The organism is Enterobacter sp. 2VL (assembly GCF_005503595.1).
GTDB classification, from domain to species: domain Bacteria; phylum Pseudomonadota; class Gammaproteobacteria; order Enterobacterales; family Enterobacteriaceae; genus Enterobacter; species Enterobacter cancerogenus.
In genome coordinates, this window is sequence record NZ_SCNE01000002.1 from 337,350 (window position 1) to 353,416 (window position 16,067).

The window sequence follows — 16,067 nt, forward strand, 5'->3', positions numbered from 1 at the left end:
CTCCTGACGGAGGGTTTTTTTACGCCACAATGCTGAAAATAGCGCCGATCGCAGACAAAATCATAACCCAGGATTCACAAGCATCTTACACTCGGAGACTATTTTCGCTATGGTTAGGGTTAAGCGTTGCTGCTGGCACGGTCACAGCAATATAATGAGAATTGTTATCATTCAATAAAGCTTATGAGGAGTAAGAGATGGCTATAACTAAGCTGGTCCTGGTACGCCACGGCGAAAGCCAGTGGAACAACGAAAACCGCTTCACCGGTTGGTACGACGTTGATCTGTCCGAGAAAGGCGTAAGCGAAGCAAAAGCAGCAGGTAAACTGCTGAAGGAAGAAGGCTTCAGCTTTGATTTTGCTTACACCTCTGTGCTGAAACGTGCCATCCATACCCTGTGGAACGTGCTGGACGAACTGGATCAGGCCTGGCTGCCGGTTGAGAAATCCTGGAAACTGAACGAACGTCACTACGGTGCGCTGCAGGGCCTGAACAAAGCGGAAACCGCTGAAAAATACGGTGACGAGCAGGTTAAGCAGTGGCGTCGCGGCTTCGCGGTCACGCCACCAGAGCTGAGCAAAGATGACGAGCGCTACCCGGGCCATGACCCACGCTACGCAAAACTGACCGATGCAGAACTGCCGCAGACTGAAAGCCTGGCGCTGACCATCGATCGCGTTGTGCCTTACTGGAACGAAACCATCCTGCCACGCCTGAAAAGCGGCGAGCGCGTGATCATCGCCGCTCACGGTAACTCCCTGCGTGCGCTGGTGAAATACCTGGACGATATGGGTGAAGATGAGATCCTCGAACTGAATATCCCAACGGGCGTACCGCTGGTGTATGAATTCGATGAAAACTTCAAACCTGTCAAACACTACTATCTGGGCAACGCTGACGAGATCGCGGCAAAAGCGGCGGCCGTAGCGAACCAGGGTAAAGCGAAGTAAGTTTCGCAAGCCATAAAAAAAGCGTGGAGCAATCCACGCTTTTTTATTTGCCCTGCATGACTCAGCCGCGGCGGGCTTTTACCGCATTCGCCAGCTGGCGCAGAAGCGCGTCGGTGTCTTCCCAGCCAATGCAGGCATCCGTTACGCTCTTGCCGTAAACCAGCGGCTCGCTGCCTTCCAGGTTCTGATTACCTTCGACCAGATGGCTCTCAATCATCACCCCAATCACCGCGTGTTCACCGTTGGCAATCTGCTGACAAACGTCGGCCCCGACGTCCATCTGCTTTTTAAACTGCTTGCTGGAGTTGGCGTGGCTGAAATCGATCATTACCTGCGGTGCCAGGCCGGCTTTTTCCAGACCGGCTTTCACCTCTGCCACGTGTTTTGCACTGTAGTTCGGCTCTTTACCGCCGCGCAGAATGATATGGCAGTCACCGTTACCGCTGGTGTTCACGATGGCGGAGTGGCCCCATTTGGTCACTGACAGGAAACAGTGTGGCGCACCCGCAGCGTTGATGGCGTCGATAGCCACTTTGATGGTGCCGTCGGTGCCGTTTTTAAACCCAACCGGGCAAGAGAGGCCAGAGGCCAGCTCGCGGTGAACCTGAGATTCGGTGGTACGTGCGCCAATTGCGCCCCAGCTCATCAGGTCCGCCAGGTATTGTGGCGTAATCATATCGAGGAATTCGCCGGCAGCGGGCAGACCGCTGTCGTTGATCTCCAGCAGCAGCTTACGGGCAATGCGAAGGCCGTCGTTAATCTGGAAGCTGTTGTCCATATGCGGATCGTTAATCAGCCCTTTCCAGCCCACGGTGGTGCGCGGTTTTTCAAAGTAGACGCGCATGACGATTTCCAGCTCGTCCTTCAGCTCTTCACGCAGAGTTTTCAAACGTGCGGCATACTCTTTGGCGGCTGCTGGATCGTGAATAGAGCACGGACCAATCACCACTAACAGACGATCGTCATTACCTTTCAGGATCTTGTGGATCGCTTTGCGCGCATGGGACACCGTGTTGGCGGCATTTTCCGTGGCGGGGAATTTTTCAAGGAGTGCTACAGGCGGTAATAACTCATTGATCTCTTTAATGCGTAAATCGTCGTTCTGATAGTTCATCTCTTTTCCAGCTCTGCCATATCTTTTGTAAGGAATGCAATCCTTTCAATCTATCTCGTCGACCGGGAAGTGTAAACGGGCTTTTACACTTCAGGCAGATAATTCCTGGAATGAGCCAAAAAAACGCCACAAAATAGCGAAAAATGAGATCTGACCTAAACTTTTTAACTGTAACAACTAAATTTGTTTGCTTAAACGCGATTCCATATCGCCATAAGTTCGGTTAGTGGAATCTTTCGCCACACAACGTGATGCACAAGTTGGAAATGTTATTCAGCATAACGACCAAAAACAGGAGCAACATCATGAAAATGACGAAACTGGCTACACTTTTCCTGACGGCTACTCTCTCAATGGCTAGCGCCAGCGCCCTTGCGGCCGAGACGGGCTCATCTGACAGCAATGGCGATGCAAACGCAGCCGCCGCGGCAGGTCAGGTTGCCCCGGACGCTAAGCAAAATATCGCCCCTAACAACGTTGATAACAGCAATATTAACACCGGCAACACGAATACCAATACCACCGGCACGACCGACGGTACCATGCAGCATCAAAACGGCACCATGTCTCACGACGGCATGACCAAAGATGAAGTGCATAAAAACTCAATGTGTAAAGACGGCAAATGTCCAAACCCGAATGACAAAGTGGGTAGCGACGCCGACACTAAAACCGACGGTACAACCCAGTAATCCTTAGGTAAACGTGAATATGAAAGGAGAGCTTTGGCTCTCCTTTCTTTTTTGTGAAAAATATTAAAAAATCGACACTTACTTATCCCAACGTATCAGGAACGATCCCATGGCGCACTCACATTCCCATACCGCCGGTGACGATAACGCCAAACGGCTGTTGCTGGCTTTTGGCGTCACCGCGACGTTTATGGTCATAGAAGTTATTGGCGGGCTGGTTTCCGGTTCCCTGGCGCTGCTGGCCGATGCCGGGCATATGCTCACCGACGCTGCTGCCCTGCTCTTTGCCCTGCTGGCCGTTCAGTTTGCCCGCCGCCCTGCCAACACGCGCCATACGTTTGGCTGGCTCAGGCTGACCACGCTTGCGGCGTTTGTGAATGCTATTGCGCTGGTGGTGATTACTATCCTGATTGTCTGGGAGGCGTTCCAGCGTTTCAGACACCCGCAGCCCGTCGCGGGCGCGACTATGATGGTCATCGCGATTGCCGGTTTACTGGCGAATCTTCTGGCATTCTGGATTTTGCATCGGGGCAGCAGCGAAAAGAACCTTAACGTACGCGCCGCGGCGCTGCACGTGCTGGGCGATTTGCTTGGCTCTGTGGGCGCCATCGTGGCGGCGCTGATTATCATGGGCACAGGGTGGACGCCAATCGACCCGATACTTTCCGTTCTGGTATCGTGCCTGGTCCTGCGCAGCGCCTGGCAGCTGTTGAAAGAGAGCGTGAACGAGTTGCTGGAAGGCGCGCCGACATCGCTGGACATCGGTGAGCTTAAGCGCAACCTGAGCCGCTCAATACCCGAAGTGCGTAACGTTCACCACGTTCACGTCTGGCTGGTAGGCGAGAAACCGATCATGACGCTGCATGTTCAGGTGATCCCCCCTCATGACCATGACGCACTGCTTGGGCGTATTCAGCACTTTCTGGAGCATCATTACGACATCGCGCACGCCACCATTCAGATGGAGTATAAGCCGTGTAGCGGACCAGACTGCGACCTGAATGAGGCGCAGCCTGGCCATTCACACCATCATCACCATTAATGCGACAGCGCGCGGGAGCCTCGCTCGCGCGCGCTCTTGATCCACATCCGGCTGCCGTTCAGCGCGATGAAAGTCAGGAGCAGATACTCCAGCGACATCGCGTAGACACCCTGCAACGCAAAGATCACCACGCTGATTACGTTGATAATGACCCACAGGAGCCAGTTTTCAACATATTTGCGGGTCATCAGGACCATGGCTGCAATCGACAAGACCATCATGCACGAATCCCAGAACGGGAAGGCATCCGGCTGAAGCGCTGGCATGGTGACGTTCAACCCGAGGCCAGACATCACCGAGACCGCCACTCGGGTCAGGAAGGCGAACACCGGGTTGATATATGCTGTCATTAAACCTATCGCCACCACGCAGGCCACAAGCCAGGCAATCGCTTTTGGCAAGGGTAGCCAACGGATTTGCAGCTCCGCCTCCTGTTGGCTGTTCTGACGCGACCAGGCGTACCAGCCGTAAATATTCGCCACGAAAAAGAACAGCTGTAAAAGCAGGCTGGCATAAAGCTGGATCTGGAAGAAAATAATCGCAAAGAGCGTGACGTTTATCAGCCCGAAAGCGTAGTTAACAATCTTCTCAAGGCTTGCCAGCCAGATGCAAAGCAAACCCGCCAGCGTGCCAACGGCTTCAATCCATGACAGGTCATAGCCACCCGCACCAATCGGTATATGAACCAGGATGTTCTGTGTGCTAAAAAAATCCATCTTTTCCCCGAGACGTAATGAATTAAGTTCGTAGTGTAGCCGCAAAATCCAGCATGCGGTTAAGCGGAATTAATGCGCCCTGACGCAACGCGGGGTCGACGTGGATTTCATGCGCTGCTCCCCCGTTTTCCAGCCCTTCGGCAATGGCCTTCAGGCCGTTCATCGCCATCCATGGACAATGGGCGCAGCTGCGGCAGGTCGCTCCTTCCCCGGCGGTTGGAGCTTCGAGCAGCTCCTTGTCAGGCACGGCCTGCTGCATTTTGTAGAAGATGCCGCGATCGGTCGCCACAATAAGCTGCTTATGCGGCAGGGTTTTCGCAGCGTTAATCAGCTGGCTGGTTGAACCGACGGCATCGGCGAGATCCACAATGGATTGTGGCGACTCCGGATGCACCAGAATAGCCGCTTCGGGATAGAGGCCCTTCATACGCATCAGCGCCTGCGTTTTAAACTCGTCATGAACAATACAGGCCCCCTGCCAGCAGAGGATATCCACGCCGGTTTGTTTCTGAACATAGTGTCCAAGATGGCGATCGGGGGCCCAGATGATCTTCTCACCGAGGCTGACGAGATGCTCAATCAGCTCAACGGCAATGCTTGAGGTCACGACCCAGTCGGCACGCGCTTTAACCGCTGCGGAGGTATTGGCGTACACCACCACGGTCCGGTCCGGATGCGCGTCGCAGAAGGCGGTGAACGCATCGACAGGACAGCCGAGGTCGAGGGAGCATTCTGCATTCAGGGTGGGCATCAGGATGGTTTTTTCAGGGCTTAAGATTTTTGCCGTTTCGCCCATAAAACGCACGCCAGCCACCAGCAGCGTAGAAGCAGGATGCTTCGCGCCAAAACGTGCCATTTCCAGGGAATCAGAGATACAGCCACCCGTCTCTTCCGCCAGCTGCTGGATTTCCGGGTCGGTGTAGTAATGCGCCACCATCACCGCGTCGCGCGCTTTAAGAAGACCTTTGATCTTCTCGCGGTAAAACTGTTTTTCGTCCCGGCTCAGCGGAGCGGGCTTTGGCGGGAAGGGATAGATTGCGGCTTCTGGATCAAACATCACGCTCATTATGGCTTCTCGTTTTACTGGCTTAACAATATTGCCCTTTTTTTGCAGGAGAGAGCAAAATGAGCGGCAATGTGTTTTATATACTAAACAAGATAGCGAATGTGCAGAGAAAAGTCATCGGAAATAGATGCGTGCAGCATTTGTCGGGTGGCGGCTTCGCCTTACCCGACCTACAGGGATAACTCTTCGGGAATTGCAGAAAGCAAAAAAGCGCCTTTAGGGCGCTTTTTTACATTGGTGGGTCGTGCAGGATTCGAACCTGCGACCAATTGATTAAAAGTCAACTGCTCTACCAACTGAGCTAACGACCCCTTGCGGGATTTACTGCTTTGTCTTCGAAGTGGTGGGTCGTGCAGGATTCGAACCTGCGACCAATTGATTAAAAGTCAACTGCTCTACCAACTGAGCTAACGACCCATTCGGGTGCTGACTTCGAAGATTTTACTCGGTACCAATCAAAAGATTGGTGGGTCGTGCAGGATGACTCGGCTTCGCCTCGCCCTTCGGGCCGTTGCTAAAGCAACGTTATCCTTCACGTTTAATATCTGAGTAAGACATTAAATTGGTGGGTCGTGCAGGATTCGAACCTGCGACCAATTGATTAAAAGTCAACTGCTCTACCAACTGAGCTAACGACCCGAGTGGTGGGTGATGACGGGCTCGAACCGCCGACCCCCTCCGTGTAAAGGAGATGCTCTACCAACTGAGCTAATCACCCACTCTGAACTACCGGAACTGCTTTAAGTGGTGGGTCGTGCAGGATTCGAACCTGCGACCAATTGATTAAAAGTCAACTGCTCTACCAACTGAGCTAACGACCCACTTTTGCGCTGCTTTCACGTTGTTTGATATCCCGTGGCAACGGCGGCATATATTACTGGTTTAAGATTTCAGCGCAACAAAAATTTCGATGAAGATCACTTAACTGCTTAGTAATCATGCTGCACGACCAGAAATAACACGATTTCTGGTCATGCGTTAATCATCCCATCGAATTCAGACGTTTTTGCGCCTGTTTGGCACCTTCGGTACCCGGGAATTTTGCAACCACCTGCTGATAAACCGCTTTGGCCTTCGCAGTGTCGCCTTTGTCCTGCATGATCACGCCGACTTTAAACATCGCATCCGGCGCTTTAGGCGATTTCGGGTAATTTTTCACCACAGAAGCAAAATAAAACGCCGCATCGTCTTTTTTACCCTTGTTGTAATTCAACTGTCCCAGCCAGTAATTGGCGTTTGGCTGGTAAGTGGAATCAGGGTACTTCTTAACGAAGTTCTGAAACGCCACGATAGCGTCGTCCTGCCGCGATTTGTCCTGTACCAGGGCAATGGCCGCGTTGTAGTCCGTATTCGCGTCACCGCTCTGTACAGGCGCGCCTGTTGAGGCTGAAGCGTCCGGAGCTGGCGTCGCCGTAGCAGCGCCGCTCTGGTCACCTGTCGCAGGCTGTGCTGCTGCACCGCCGCTGCTCAGGCTATCCATTTGCTGCAGGATCTGCTTCTGACGTTCCACAACCTGATTAAGCTGATACTGACTTTCCTGGATCTGACCACGCAGGGAATCAATATCGTTTTGGTTATCGGAAAGCTGCTGCTGGAGTTGCGTTAAAAGCTGGCTGTGAGCGTTAGAGATACGCTCAAGTTGGGTGACCCGGTCTTCTACCGAGCCTGAGCCGACACTACTGATTGGTGCCTGAGCAAAAGCGGCCCAGGGGGCCGCTATTCCAACCAGTAACGACAGACTCAACAGTTGATGTCTGAAGTTACTGCTCATGCAATTCTCTTAGTAAACCAGTACGGCACGACGGTTTTTGGCGTAAGCCGCTTCGTCATGACCCAGTACTGCAGGTTTTTCTTTACCGTAAGAAACGATGGAGATCTGGTCAGCAGAAACGCCTTTACCCTGCAGGTACATTTTAACGGCGTTAGCACGACGTTCACCCAGGGAGATGTTGTATTCTGGCGTACCACGTTCGTCCGCATGACCTTCTACGGTGACTTTGTAAGACGGGTTGCTACGCAGGAAGTTAGCGTGAGCATCCAGCATCGCAGCGAAGTCAGAACGGATGTCGTATTTATCCAGATCGAAGTAAACGATGTTGTTCTGCTGCAGCTGCTGCATCTGAAGACGCGCCTGCTCTTCAGAAGACATGTTGCCATTGCCGTTAGCGTCCATACCAGTACCGGCACCCATCATGCCTTCGCCGCTCTGGTCATTGCTTGCGTTCTTGTTAGAAGAACACGCTGCGATTGCCATTACAGGCAGAGCGATCATCAGCCCCTTCAGCACTTTGTTCAGTTGCATTTCTAAGATTCCTTTAGTAATCAATTAATTATTATTTACAGATACGGCGACCAGGCAGGTGATTTGACCTGTCCATCAGTTGCCGGAATACGCGCTTTGAAACGCCCATCTGTAGAAACCAGATTCAGCACAGATCCCATCCCCTGAGAAGAGCTGTAGATTACCATAGTGCCGTTAGGTGCCAGACTTGGCGTTTCATCCAGGAACGTTGACGAGAGAACTTGCACGCCACCCGTAACCAGATCTTGTTTGGCAATGTGCTGCTGACCACCCGCAGTGCTGACCATTACCATCGTTTTACCATCGGCACTGACATCAGCATCCTGGTTCTGTGAACCTTCCCAGGTAATACGCTGCGCTGCTCCGCCGTTGATATTCACTTTATAAACTTGTGGACGACCGGCCTGGTCAGACGTAAAGGCCAGGTTCTGGCTGTCCGGGAACCAGGTTGGTTCGGTATTGTTGCTGCGACCATCGGTGATCTGGCGAATTTGACCCGAGCCGATGTCCATCACGTACAGGTTCAGGCTGCCGGTTTTCGACAGGGCGAACGCCAGTTTTGTGCCGTCCGGAGAGAATGCCGGTGCACCGTTGTGACGCGGGAACGACGCAACCTGACGCACAGCACCGTTAGACAGCGTCTGAATCACCAGCGCTGAACGACCGCTTTCGAAGGTCACGTAGGCCAGTTTCGAGCCGTCCGGAGACCAGGCCGGAGACATCAGCGGCTGCGGAGAACGGTGAACGGTGAACTGGTTGTAGCCATCGTAGTCAGAGACGCGCAGTTCATACGGGAACTGACCGCCGTTGGTCTGAACGACGTAAGCGATACGCGTACGGAATGCACCTTTAATCCCGGTCAGCTTTTCGAACACTTCGTCACTTGCCGTGTGACCCGCGTAGCGCAGCCACTGCTTGTTCACTTTATAAGTGTTCTGAGCCAGAACGGTACCCGGCGCACCGCCGGTATCCACCAGCTGGTAAGCGACGTTATAGCCACCGTCCGGAGCAGGCGTTACCTGACCGACAACAACGGCATCAATGCCCAGCGCAGACCATGCGGCAGGCTGTACTTCCTGCGCGGTGCCCGGCTGCTGTGGCAGACGAGAGCGATCTAACGGGTTGAATTTTCCGCTGTTACGCAGGTCAGCCGCAACGATGCCACCGATATCTTCAGGCGCGGCACCCGGCCCCGCCCACTGGAACGGAACAACGCCGATCGGGCGCGCCGAGTCCACCCCCTGGGTGATCTCGATACGTACTTCTGCGTGCAGCACAGCTGCCCACAGCATTAAAAAACCAAATGCTACACGTAATGCCTGCTTCATCATATCTCCCTTATCCGGGTAACCTTACCCATGATAATTTAGCAGAATGTTAACAAACCCAAATATAAAAACGACACGGTCCTGGCTATGACAATAGTCGGTTTTCCATACTTCCCAAAGGAAAGACGATCACAGCTTAAAGTCTAGTTTGGCATCTTTTATCTTATCGTAAACAGCCTCACTCGGCGGTTTAGGAATGTTCGCCGATCTTGCTGCGGCTAACGCTGCCTGACAAAGCGCAGGATCGCCCCCTTCAGAAGTGACGCTTTTTAACCGTCCATCCGGGGCAAGATTGATATGCAGCACGCACTGTTTGCCCTGATACAGGCCCGCATCAAACAGACGGCTTTGGATCGCCACCTGAATCTGCTTCGCATAAGCGCTGATATCTGCACCCGTTGCACCGCCGTTGGCGCCGGAAGTCCCGCTGTCTTTAGACGGCTGACCGTTTCCTTTCGCTCCGCCGCCCGCTTTCGGTGCATTCTTACCTGAACTCAGGTCGCCCAGCAGATCGTCGACGCCGGCAGCCGCAGCAGCTTTTTCAGCAGCGGCCTTTTTAGCAGCGGCTTTTTCAGCAGCAGCTTTTTCAGCAGCAGCTTTCTTATCGGCAGCAGCTTTTTCGGCTGCAGCTTTTTTATCTGCGGCAGCTTTCTCGGCAGCCGCTTTTTTATCAGCCGCAGCTTTTTCAGCGGCAGCCGCTTTTTCAGCCGCGGCCTTCTCGGCAGCAGCCGCTTTCTTCGCAGCGTCAGCCGCCGCTTTTTTCTCGGCTTCCTGAGCGGCTTTCTTCGCAGCTTCCGCTTCCGCTTTTTTCTGAGCATCGGCAGCGGCTTTCTTCGCAGCTTCTGCTTCCGCTTTTTTCTGAGCATCCGCAGCGGCTTTCTTCGCGGCGTCGGCCGCCTGTTTTGCCTGAGCATCAGCCTGTGCTTTCGCGTCTGCGGCCGCTTTGGCTGCAGCCTCTTCCGCCTGCTTCTGCTGTTCCTGCGCTTTTTTCGCTGCCGCTTCCGCTTGTTTCTGCTGTTCCGCCTGCTCTTTCGCCACTTCCTGCGCCTGCAAACGCTCTTTCTCCAGCTGTTTCAGACGCTCCTGCTCTGCGGCCTGCTTTTCACGCAGCTCCTCAGCCTGCTGTTGCGCCTGTTTTTCACGCTGTTCTTCAGCACGTTTCGCACTCGCCTGCTGCTGTTGCTGGCGATTATAGTTCTGAACGACCGCACCGGGATCCACCATAACGGCGTCGATGGAGGATCCCCCACCGCCGCCTGATGCATCAATATGCTCGTCGAACGAACTCCAGATCAGCGCTGCAAAAAGAATCACGTGCAGCACGGCGGAGACGATTATCGCTCGTTTAAGCTTGTCGTTCTGTTCGGTTGCCTTTGACACTATCGGTTCCCAAAAACTACGCAGATGATCAAATAGGCTGAGTCATTAAGCCAACTGACTTAACGCCCGCACTATGTAGCAAGTTCAGCGCCTTAATAATTTCATCATAGGGCACATCCTTAGCGCCTCCGATCAAGAAGACCGTTTTCGGATTTGACTCCAGACGCCGTTGCGCTTCGGCAATCACCTGCTCCGGCGGCAACTGATCCATACGATCTTTCTCAACCACCACGCTGTACTGCCCTACTCCGGAAACCTCAATGATGACCGGAGGATCGTCATTGGTGCTCACCGCTTGCGATTCTGTCGCATCCGGCAGATCAACCTCCACGCTCTGCGTAATGATGGGTGCCGTTGCCATAAAGATCAGCAGCAGTACCAGCAGTACGTCCAGCAGTGGAACGATATTGATTTCGGACTTGAGTTCGCGACGACCTCGTCCACGCGATCTGGCCATGGTTTACCCCTTGTTACTCTCGGTGCTGGTAAACGCCTGACGGTGCAGAATCGCAGTGAACTCTTCCATAAAGTTGTCGTAGTTCAGCTCCAGTTTGTTCACGCGCTGGTTCAGACGGTTATACGCCATAACCGCCGGGATAGCCGCGAACAGACCAATCGCGGTTGCGATCAGCGCTTCTGCGATACCCGGTGCTACCATCTGCAACGTCGCCTGCTTCACCGCGCCCAGGGCGATAAAGGCGTGCATGATCCCCCACACCGTACCAAACAGACCGATATACGGGCTGATGGAACCGACGGTACCGAGGAACGGAATATGCGTTTCCAGCGTTTCCAGTTCGCGATTCATGGAAATGCGCATCGCACGCGACGCCCCTTCAACGACCGCTTCCGGCGCATGGTTGTTAGCACGATGTAAACGCGCAAACTCCTTAAAACCGCTGTAAAAAATCTGTTCGGAGCCAGAAAGGTTATCACGACGCCCCTGGCTTTCCTGATACAGGCGAGACAGTTCGATACCCGACCAGAACTTATCTTCAAAGGCTTCAGCTTCGCGGCTGGCAGCATTGAGGATACGGGTTCTCTGGATGATGATGGCCCAGGATGCGATTGAAAAACCAATCAAAATCAACATGATAAGTTTAACCAGAAGGCTAGCCTTCAGGAACAAATCAAGGATATTCATGTCAGTCACTGCTTAAACTCCGCGACAATAGACTTAGGAAGCGCACGAGGCTTCATTATGGTTGGATCAACACAGACAATCAGTACTTCAGCTGAGTTCAGTACGGTGTTGTCGGCATTAACTATCCGCTGCGTGAACACCAGCGAGGTCCCGCGCATAGATGTAATTTCAGTTTGGACTTCGAGCATATCGTCGAGTCTGGCAGGCGCAAAATACTCAAGCGTCATCTTGCGTACCACGAAGGCAACTCGCTCAGCCAACAGCACCTGTTGACTAAAGTGATGATGTCGCAGCATCTCTGTGCGTGCCCGTTCATAAAAAGCAACGTAGCTGGCATGGTAGACCACACCACCGGCGTCGGTGTCTTCATAGTAGACACGTACCGGCCATCGAAACAGCGTTGTATTCACTTTACATCCCAGTAATGCAACAAATAGAGAGAGCTTTTAAACTTCGCTACTATACGCGCGGGAATGATGGTTTGGAATGGGAGAAAGTAAACGGAGAGTAAATTTTTATGGGCTCGGGTAAGCCCATAAGGTTAACGGACATTTCTTATTCAGAAGAAGAAGAAAATCAGGCCTGCAAGAAGCACCAGATCGGCAATGAGCGGGCAGAAGATCCCCTGCCAGTGCAGCGCTTTCGGACGAAAGCCTACGCCGTGGATCACGCCCGTACAGACGGCCCACATCATCAGGAAGCCGTGCCAGATCTCCAGCTCGCTGGTTTTTGCCGCAAAGCGCGACGGGTCCCAGAAGATGCAGCCTGCCAGCAGTAATGCCATCACTAAAGAAAGCGCCCGTAACGGGCGCTTATCCATGACACGGTAAAGTGTCGCAATGATATTCATCAGTGCTTCTCTTCACCTGCTTTTGACGCTTCGACGTGCTCAAGCGCCAGGGCAGTGATGACACCAAATGCACAAGCAAGAAGCGTCCCTAAAATCCATGCGAAATACCACATATTCAGCTCCTAACTTAATACATAGAGTGGGTGTTGCTTTCGATATGCTCTTTGGTGATACGACCGAACATTTTCCAGTAACACCAGGAGGTGTAGAGGAGGATGATCGGAACGAACACGCAGGCCACATACGTCATTAGGTTCAGCGTCAGCTGGCTGGAGGTCGCATCCCACATGGTCAGGCTCGCATTCATCATCGTGCTGGATGGCATCACGAACGGGAACATCGCGATACCCGCCGTCAGGATAATGCACGCCAGGGTCAGGGAAGAGAACACGAACGCCAGTGCGCCTTTTTCCAGACGAGAGGTCAACACGGTCAGCAGCGGCAGCAGTACACCCAGAGCCGGAATAGCCCACAGCGCAGGCATGTTGTTGAAGTTAACCAGCCATGCTCCTGCCTGACGCGCCACTTCTTTGGTCAGCGGGTTAGACGGTGCGGCATGGTTAATAGCCGAGGTCACCACGTAACCATCGATGCCGTAAACCACCCAAACACCACCCAGTGCGAAGCAAACCAGCGTTACCAGCGCAGCAACCTGCGCCGTTGCGCGGGAGCGCAGGTGCAATTCACCCACGGTACGCATCTGCAGATAGGTTGCGCCCTGAGTAATGATCATCGCCACGCTGACCACGCCCGCCAGCAGACCAAACGGATTCAGCAGCTGGAAGAAGTTACCGGTGTAGTAAAGACGCATGTACTCGTCGATGTGGAACGGCACGCCCTGCAGCAGGTTACCGAACGCCACGCCAATCACCAGCGGTGGAACGAAGCTACCGATGAAGATGCCCCAGTCCCACATGTTGCGCCAGCGGGTGTCTTCAATCTTGGAACGGTAATCGAAACCGACCGGACGGAAGAATAAAGAGGCCAGCACTAAAATCATCGCCACGTAGAAACCGGAGAAGGCCGCCGCGTAGACCATCGGCCAGGCAGCGAACAGCGCGCCGCCTGCGGTGATCAGCCACACCTGGTTACCGTCCCAGTGCGGGGCGATGGAGTTGATCATGATACGACGCTCGGTGTCATTACGACCGAGGAAACGGGTGAGCATGCCCACCCCCATGTCGAACCCGTCGGTGACCGCAAAACCGATCAGCAGAACACCGACCAGCAGCCACCAGATAAAACGCAATACTTCATAATCGATCATTTGATGACTCCTGTCTTAGCGTGCCGGCTGAGTAGTCGCAGTGGACTGCTCGTAGTGATAGCGACCGGTTTTCAGGCTGCTTGGGCCAAGGCGCGCGAACTTGAACATCAGGAACAGTTCAGCCACCAGGAACAGGGTGTACAGACCACAGATCAGCAGCATGGAGAAGATCAGGTCGCCCGCTGTCAGGGAGGAGTTCGCTACTGCAGTTGGCAGTACCTCACCAATCGCCCACGGCTGACGGCCATATTCTGCGACGAACCAGCCGGATTCAATGGCAATCCACGGCAGCGGAATACCGTACAGTGCGGTGCGCAGCAGCCATTTTTTCTCACCGATGCGGTTACGAATCACGCTCCAGAAGGAGGCCGCGATGATCAGCAGCATGATAATGCCGCAGCCCACCATGATGCGGAACGCGAAGTACAGTGGCGCAACGCGTGGAATCGAGTCTTTAGTCGCCATCTGAATCTGCGCTTCCGTCGCGTCGGAGACGTTCGGGGTATAGCGTTTCAGCAGCAGACCGTAGCCCAGGTCTTTCTTCACGTCGTTAAAGCTGTCGCGAACGCTCTGGTCGGTCGAACCACCGCGCAGCTGTTCCAGCAGCGAGTAGGCTTTCATACCGTTACGGATACGCTCTTCATGCTGCTCCATCAGATCTTTCAGGCCGGTAACCTGCTTATCGACGGAACGCGTAGCGATGATACCCAGTGCATAAGGGATCTGAATCGCGAAGCGGTTTTCCTGCGCATCCTGGTCAGGAATACCAAACAGGGTAAAGGCAGCCGGCGCCGGTTGCGTTTCCCACTCGGCTTCAATTGCCGCCAGTTTGGTTTTCTGTACGTCGCCCATTTCGTAGCCGGATTCATCACCCAGAACAATAACGGAGAGAATCGCCGCCATACCGAAGCTGGCTGCGATAGCAAAGGAGCGTTTTGCGAAGGCAAAGTCACGACCGCGCAGCATATAGTAAGAGCTGATGCCCAGTACAAACATCGCGCCGCATACGTAGCCAGAGGCCACAGTGTGAACGAATTTAACCTGTGCCACCGGGTTCAGGACCAGCTCAGAGAAGCTGACCATCTCCATACGCATGGTTTCGAAGTTGAAATCAGAGGCGATAGGGTTCTGCATCCAGCCGTTCGCCACCAGGATCCACAGTGCAGACAGGTTAGACCCTAATGCGACAAGCCAGGTCACGGCCATGTGCTGAACCTTACCGAGACGGTCCCAACCGAAGAAGAACAGACCTACAAAGGTGGATTCGAGGAAGAAGGCCATCAGACCTTCAATGGCCAGCGGCGCACCGAAGATATCCCCTACATAGTGGGAATAGTAAGACCAGTTAGTCCCGAACTGGAACTCCATGGTCAGGCCGGTTGCCACGCCCAGTGCAAAGTTGATACCAAACAACTTGCCCCAGAACTTGGTCATATCTTTATAAATCTGTTTGCCGGAGAGGACGTAGACCGTTTCCATAATGGCCAACAGGAACGCCATACCGAGCGTCAGTGGCACAAACAGAAAGTGGTACATCGCGGTCAAGGCAAACTGTAAGCGCGACAGTTCGACTATATCTAACATCATGACTCCTTGCTCATCGCATGAAGACTCCGAGAGTGAAGCCCGTCATAAACGGATTCACACGCATGCCCCAATACAAAGTAATCTGCTCCCCTTCTTCGCTGCTTTTTCTCCTCGACGGGAAAAAGCAGTGATGAAAGGTTACAAATACGTTAATAAAAAACCCAAATTGATCCCGCAAATATAATACGCTGCAAAACCCTTACAATAAACAGGTTTTTAATGAATCACTTTTACGTTTTTCGACGGTGATCAATTTATAGCAAATCTACCGGTTTTCGACCATTTTGATCGCGGACAATTTAACGCCTTTTGACGTCTTTTTCCAAGGATTAAACATTGATTTAAATCAAAAACAGACTGCATTGTTAAACATGTTTAATTGTGGTGAGAATGGTAAAACCCATGTTAACGATATGTGCATTGCGGGAAGGTAATAGTTATCAGCCACAGATAATAATATAAACAGACGTGATTTTATTTAACCAGTGCGGATCGCAACCTGTGATTTAACGGCAAACATATAATGCTATCCACCTCACAGTATTTTACGCGGGATCTGTTAAGCCTGATAATTACATTAATTTTACTTTTAATGGTCACAAAATTAACACCACGTTGTGACTATTCTA

At 53.0% G+C, this 16,067-nt stretch carries 17 protein-coding genes and 5 tRNA genes; 3 read left to right on the forward strand and 19 right to left on the reverse strand.

The annotated features are described in order from the left end of the window. The first annotated feature begins 197 nt into the window (after window positions 1–197). Window positions 198–950: a 2,3-diphosphoglycerate-dependent phosphoglycerate mutase gene (gene gpmA, locus FFS28_RS05970; protein ID WP_006177223.1), complete on the forward strand. Its 753-nt coding sequence runs from the start codon at window positions 198–200 to the stop codon at window positions 948–950. 61 nt (window positions 951–1,011) lie between these two features. On the opposite strand, the gene aroG is transcribed toward gpmA, so the two are convergent. Beyond that, window positions 1,012–2,064, reverse strand: a complete 1,053-nt coding sequence (gene aroG, locus FFS28_RS05975) for a 3-deoxy-7-phosphoheptulonate synthase AroG (protein ID WP_006177222.1) — start codon at window positions 2,062–2,064, stop codon at window positions 1,012–1,014. A 305-nt stretch (window positions 2,065–2,369) separates the two neighbouring features. Between aroG and FFS28_RS05980 the strand changes: the two genes are divergently transcribed. Continuing rightward, window positions 2,370–2,756 (forward strand): protein YbgS, encoded by a 387-nt coding sequence (locus FFS28_RS05980; protein ID WP_137849042.1) that lies wholly within the window; start codon window positions 2,370–2,372, stop codon window positions 2,754–2,756. 109 nt (window positions 2,757–2,865) lie between these two features. After that, on the forward strand, window positions 2,866–3,798 hold the full coding sequence (gene zitB, locus FFS28_RS05985) for a CDF family zinc transporter ZitB (RefSeq protein WP_137849043.1): 933 nt from the start codon (window positions 2,866–2,868) through the stop codon (window positions 3,796–3,798). Here the strand turns inward: zitB and pnuC are convergent. From pnuC to cydA, 18 genes are all read right to left on the reverse strand, one after another. Beyond that, the gene (gene pnuC / locus FFS28_RS05990; RefSeq protein WP_137849044.1) at window positions 3,795–4,514 is read right to left on the reverse strand and encodes a nicotinamide riboside transporter PnuC; all 720 of its coding nucleotides are present in this window, start codon (window positions 4,512–4,514) and stop codon (window positions 3,795–3,797) included. The genes zitB and pnuC overlap by 4 nt on opposite strands. 22 nt (window positions 4,515–4,536) lie before the next feature. Further along, window positions 4,537–5,580, reverse strand: a complete 1,044-nt coding sequence (nadA, locus tag FFS28_RS05995; protein ID WP_137849045.1) for a quinolinate synthase NadA — start codon at window positions 5,578–5,580, stop codon at window positions 4,537–4,539. Window positions 5,581–5,815: 235 nt separating this feature from the next. Further along, a tRNA-Lys gene (locus tag FFS28_RS06000) sits at window positions 5,816–5,891 on the reverse strand. Window positions 5,892–5,921: 30 nt separating this feature from the next. Continuing rightward, window positions 5,922–5,997: transfer RNA gene (locus tag FFS28_RS06005), tRNA-Lys, on the reverse strand. 146 nt (window positions 5,998–6,143) lie between these two features. Continuing rightward, a tRNA-Lys gene (locus FFS28_RS06010) sits at window positions 6,144–6,219 on the reverse strand. Between the two features lie 3 nt (window positions 6,220–6,222). Further along, window positions 6,223–6,298: transfer RNA gene (locus tag FFS28_RS06015), tRNA-Val, on the reverse strand. 27 nt (window positions 6,299–6,325) lie between these two features. Then, window positions 6,326–6,401 (reverse strand) — tRNA-Lys (locus FFS28_RS06020). A gap of 161 nt (window positions 6,402–6,562) precedes the next feature. Next, the gene (cpoB, locus tag FFS28_RS06025; protein ID WP_137849046.1) at window positions 6,563–7,351 is read right to left on the reverse strand and encodes a cell division protein CpoB; all 789 of its coding nucleotides are present in this window, start codon (window positions 7,349–7,351) and stop codon (window positions 6,563–6,565) included. Between the two features lie 9 nt (window positions 7,352–7,360). Beyond that, the gene (pal, locus tag FFS28_RS06030) at window positions 7,361–7,882 is read right to left on the reverse strand and encodes a peptidoglycan-associated lipoprotein Pal (protein WP_006177214.1); all 522 of its coding nucleotides are present in this window, start codon (window positions 7,880–7,882) and stop codon (window positions 7,361–7,363) included. A 35-nt stretch (window positions 7,883–7,917) separates the two neighbouring features. Beyond that, on the reverse strand, window positions 7,918–9,210 hold the full coding sequence (gene tolB / locus FFS28_RS06035) for a Tol-Pal system beta propeller repeat protein TolB (RefSeq protein ID WP_137849047.1): 1,293 nt from the start codon (window positions 9,208–9,210) through the stop codon (window positions 7,918–7,920). A gap of 129 nt (window positions 9,211–9,339) precedes the next feature. Then, entirely contained in the window at window positions 9,340–10,590 is a 1,251-nt protein-coding gene (gene tolA, locus FFS28_RS06040; protein WP_137849048.1) for a cell envelope integrity protein TolA, read from the reverse strand. Window positions 10,591–10,618: 28 nt separating this feature from the next. Further along, window positions 10,619–11,047, reverse strand: a complete 429-nt coding sequence (tolR, locus tag FFS28_RS06045) for a colicin uptake protein TolR (protein WP_003858589.1) — start codon at window positions 11,045–11,047, stop codon at window positions 10,619–10,621. A gap of 3 nt (window positions 11,048–11,050) precedes the next feature. After that, window positions 11,051–11,743 carry a Tol-Pal system protein TolQ gene (gene tolQ / locus FFS28_RS06050; protein ID WP_137849049.1) on the reverse strand — a complete coding sequence of 231 codons (693 nt, stop codon included), beginning with the start codon at window positions 11,741–11,743 and terminating at the stop codon, window positions 11,051–11,053. Next, the gene (ybgC, locus tag FFS28_RS06055; protein WP_042321018.1) at window positions 11,740–12,144 is read right to left on the reverse strand and encodes a tol-pal system-associated acyl-CoA thioesterase; all 405 of its coding nucleotides are present in this window, start codon (window positions 12,142–12,144) and stop codon (window positions 11,740–11,742) included. The genes tolQ and ybgC overlap by 4 nt, the downstream gene beginning before the upstream one ends. A gap of 149 nt (window positions 12,145–12,293) precedes the next feature. Then, entirely contained in the window at window positions 12,294–12,584 is a 291-nt protein-coding gene (ybgE, locus tag FFS28_RS06060) for a cyd operon protein YbgE (protein WP_006177209.1), read from the reverse strand. Continuing rightward, window positions 12,584–12,697 carry a cytochrome bd-I oxidase subunit CydX gene (gene cydX, locus FFS28_RS06065; RefSeq protein WP_006177208.1) on the reverse strand — a complete coding sequence of 38 codons (114 nt, stop codon included), beginning with the start codon at window positions 12,695–12,697 and terminating at the stop codon, window positions 12,584–12,586. The genes ybgE and cydX overlap by 1 nt, the downstream gene beginning before the upstream one ends. Window positions 12,698–12,711: 14 nt before the next feature. Further along, window positions 12,712–13,851 carry a cytochrome d ubiquinol oxidase subunit II gene (cydB, locus tag FFS28_RS06070; RefSeq protein ID WP_137849050.1) on the reverse strand — a complete coding sequence of 380 codons (1,140 nt, stop codon included), beginning with the start codon at window positions 13,849–13,851 and terminating at the stop codon, window positions 12,712–12,714. 15 nt (window positions 13,852–13,866) lie between these two features. After that, window positions 13,867–15,435 (reverse strand): cytochrome ubiquinol oxidase subunit I, encoded by a 1,569-nt coding sequence (gene cydA, locus FFS28_RS06075; RefSeq protein ID WP_042321014.1) that lies wholly within the window; start codon window positions 15,433–15,435, stop codon window positions 13,867–13,869. Between the last annotated feature and the right edge of the window lie 632 nt (window positions 15,436–16,067).

What these genes read in the sequence shown, in the direction of transcription:
- gpmA (WP_006177223.1), top strand. Translation starts at nt 198, where the DNA reads ATGGCTATAACTAAGCTGGTCCTGGTACGCCACGGCGAAAGCCAGTGG.
- aroG (WP_006177222.1), bottom strand. Translation starts at nt 2,064, where the DNA reads ATGAACTATCAGAACGACGATTTACGCATTAAAGAGATCAATGAGTTA.
- FFS28_RS05980 (WP_137849042.1), top strand. Translation starts at nt 2,370, where the DNA reads ATGAAAATGACGAAACTGGCTACACTTTTCCTGACGGCTACTCTCTCA.
- zitB (WP_137849043.1), top strand. Translation starts at nt 2,866, where the DNA reads ATGGCGCACTCACATTCCCATACCGCCGGTGACGATAACGCCAAACGG.
- pnuC (WP_137849044.1), bottom strand. Translation starts at nt 4,514, where the DNA reads ATGGATTTTTTTAGCACACAGAACATCCTGGTTCATATACCGATTGGT.
- nadA (WP_137849045.1), bottom strand. Translation starts at nt 5,580, where the DNA reads ATGAGCGTGATGTTTGATCCAGAAGCCGCAATCTATCCCTTCCCGCCA.
- cpoB (WP_137849046.1), bottom strand. Translation starts at nt 7,351, where the DNA reads ATGAGCAGTAACTTCAGACATCAACTGTTGAGTCTGTCGTTACTGGTT.
- pal (WP_006177214.1), bottom strand. Translation starts at nt 7,882, where the DNA reads ATGCAACTGAACAAAGTGCTGAAGGGGCTGATGATCGCTCTGCCTGTA.
- tolB (WP_137849047.1), bottom strand. Translation starts at nt 9,210, where the DNA reads ATGAAGCAGGCATTACGTGTAGCATTTGGTTTTTTAATGCTGTGGGCA.
- tolR (WP_003858589.1), bottom strand. Translation starts at nt 11,047, where the DNA reads ATGGCCAGATCGCGTGGACGAGGTCGTCGCGAACTCAAGTCCGAAATC.
- ybgE (WP_006177209.1), bottom strand. Translation starts at nt 12,584, where the DNA reads ATGAATATCATTGCGACACTTTACCGTGTCATGGATAAGCGCCCGTTA.
- cydX (WP_006177208.1), bottom strand. Translation starts at nt 12,697, where the DNA reads ATGTGGTATTTCGCATGGATTTTAGGGACGCTTCTTGCTTGTGCATTT.
- cydB (WP_137849050.1), bottom strand. Translation starts at nt 13,851, where the DNA reads ATGATCGATTATGAAGTATTGCGTTTTATCTGGTGGCTGCTGGTCGGT.
- cydA (WP_042321014.1), bottom strand. Translation starts at nt 15,435, where the DNA reads ATGTTAGATATAGTCGAACTGTCGCGCTTACAGTTTGCCTTGACCGCG.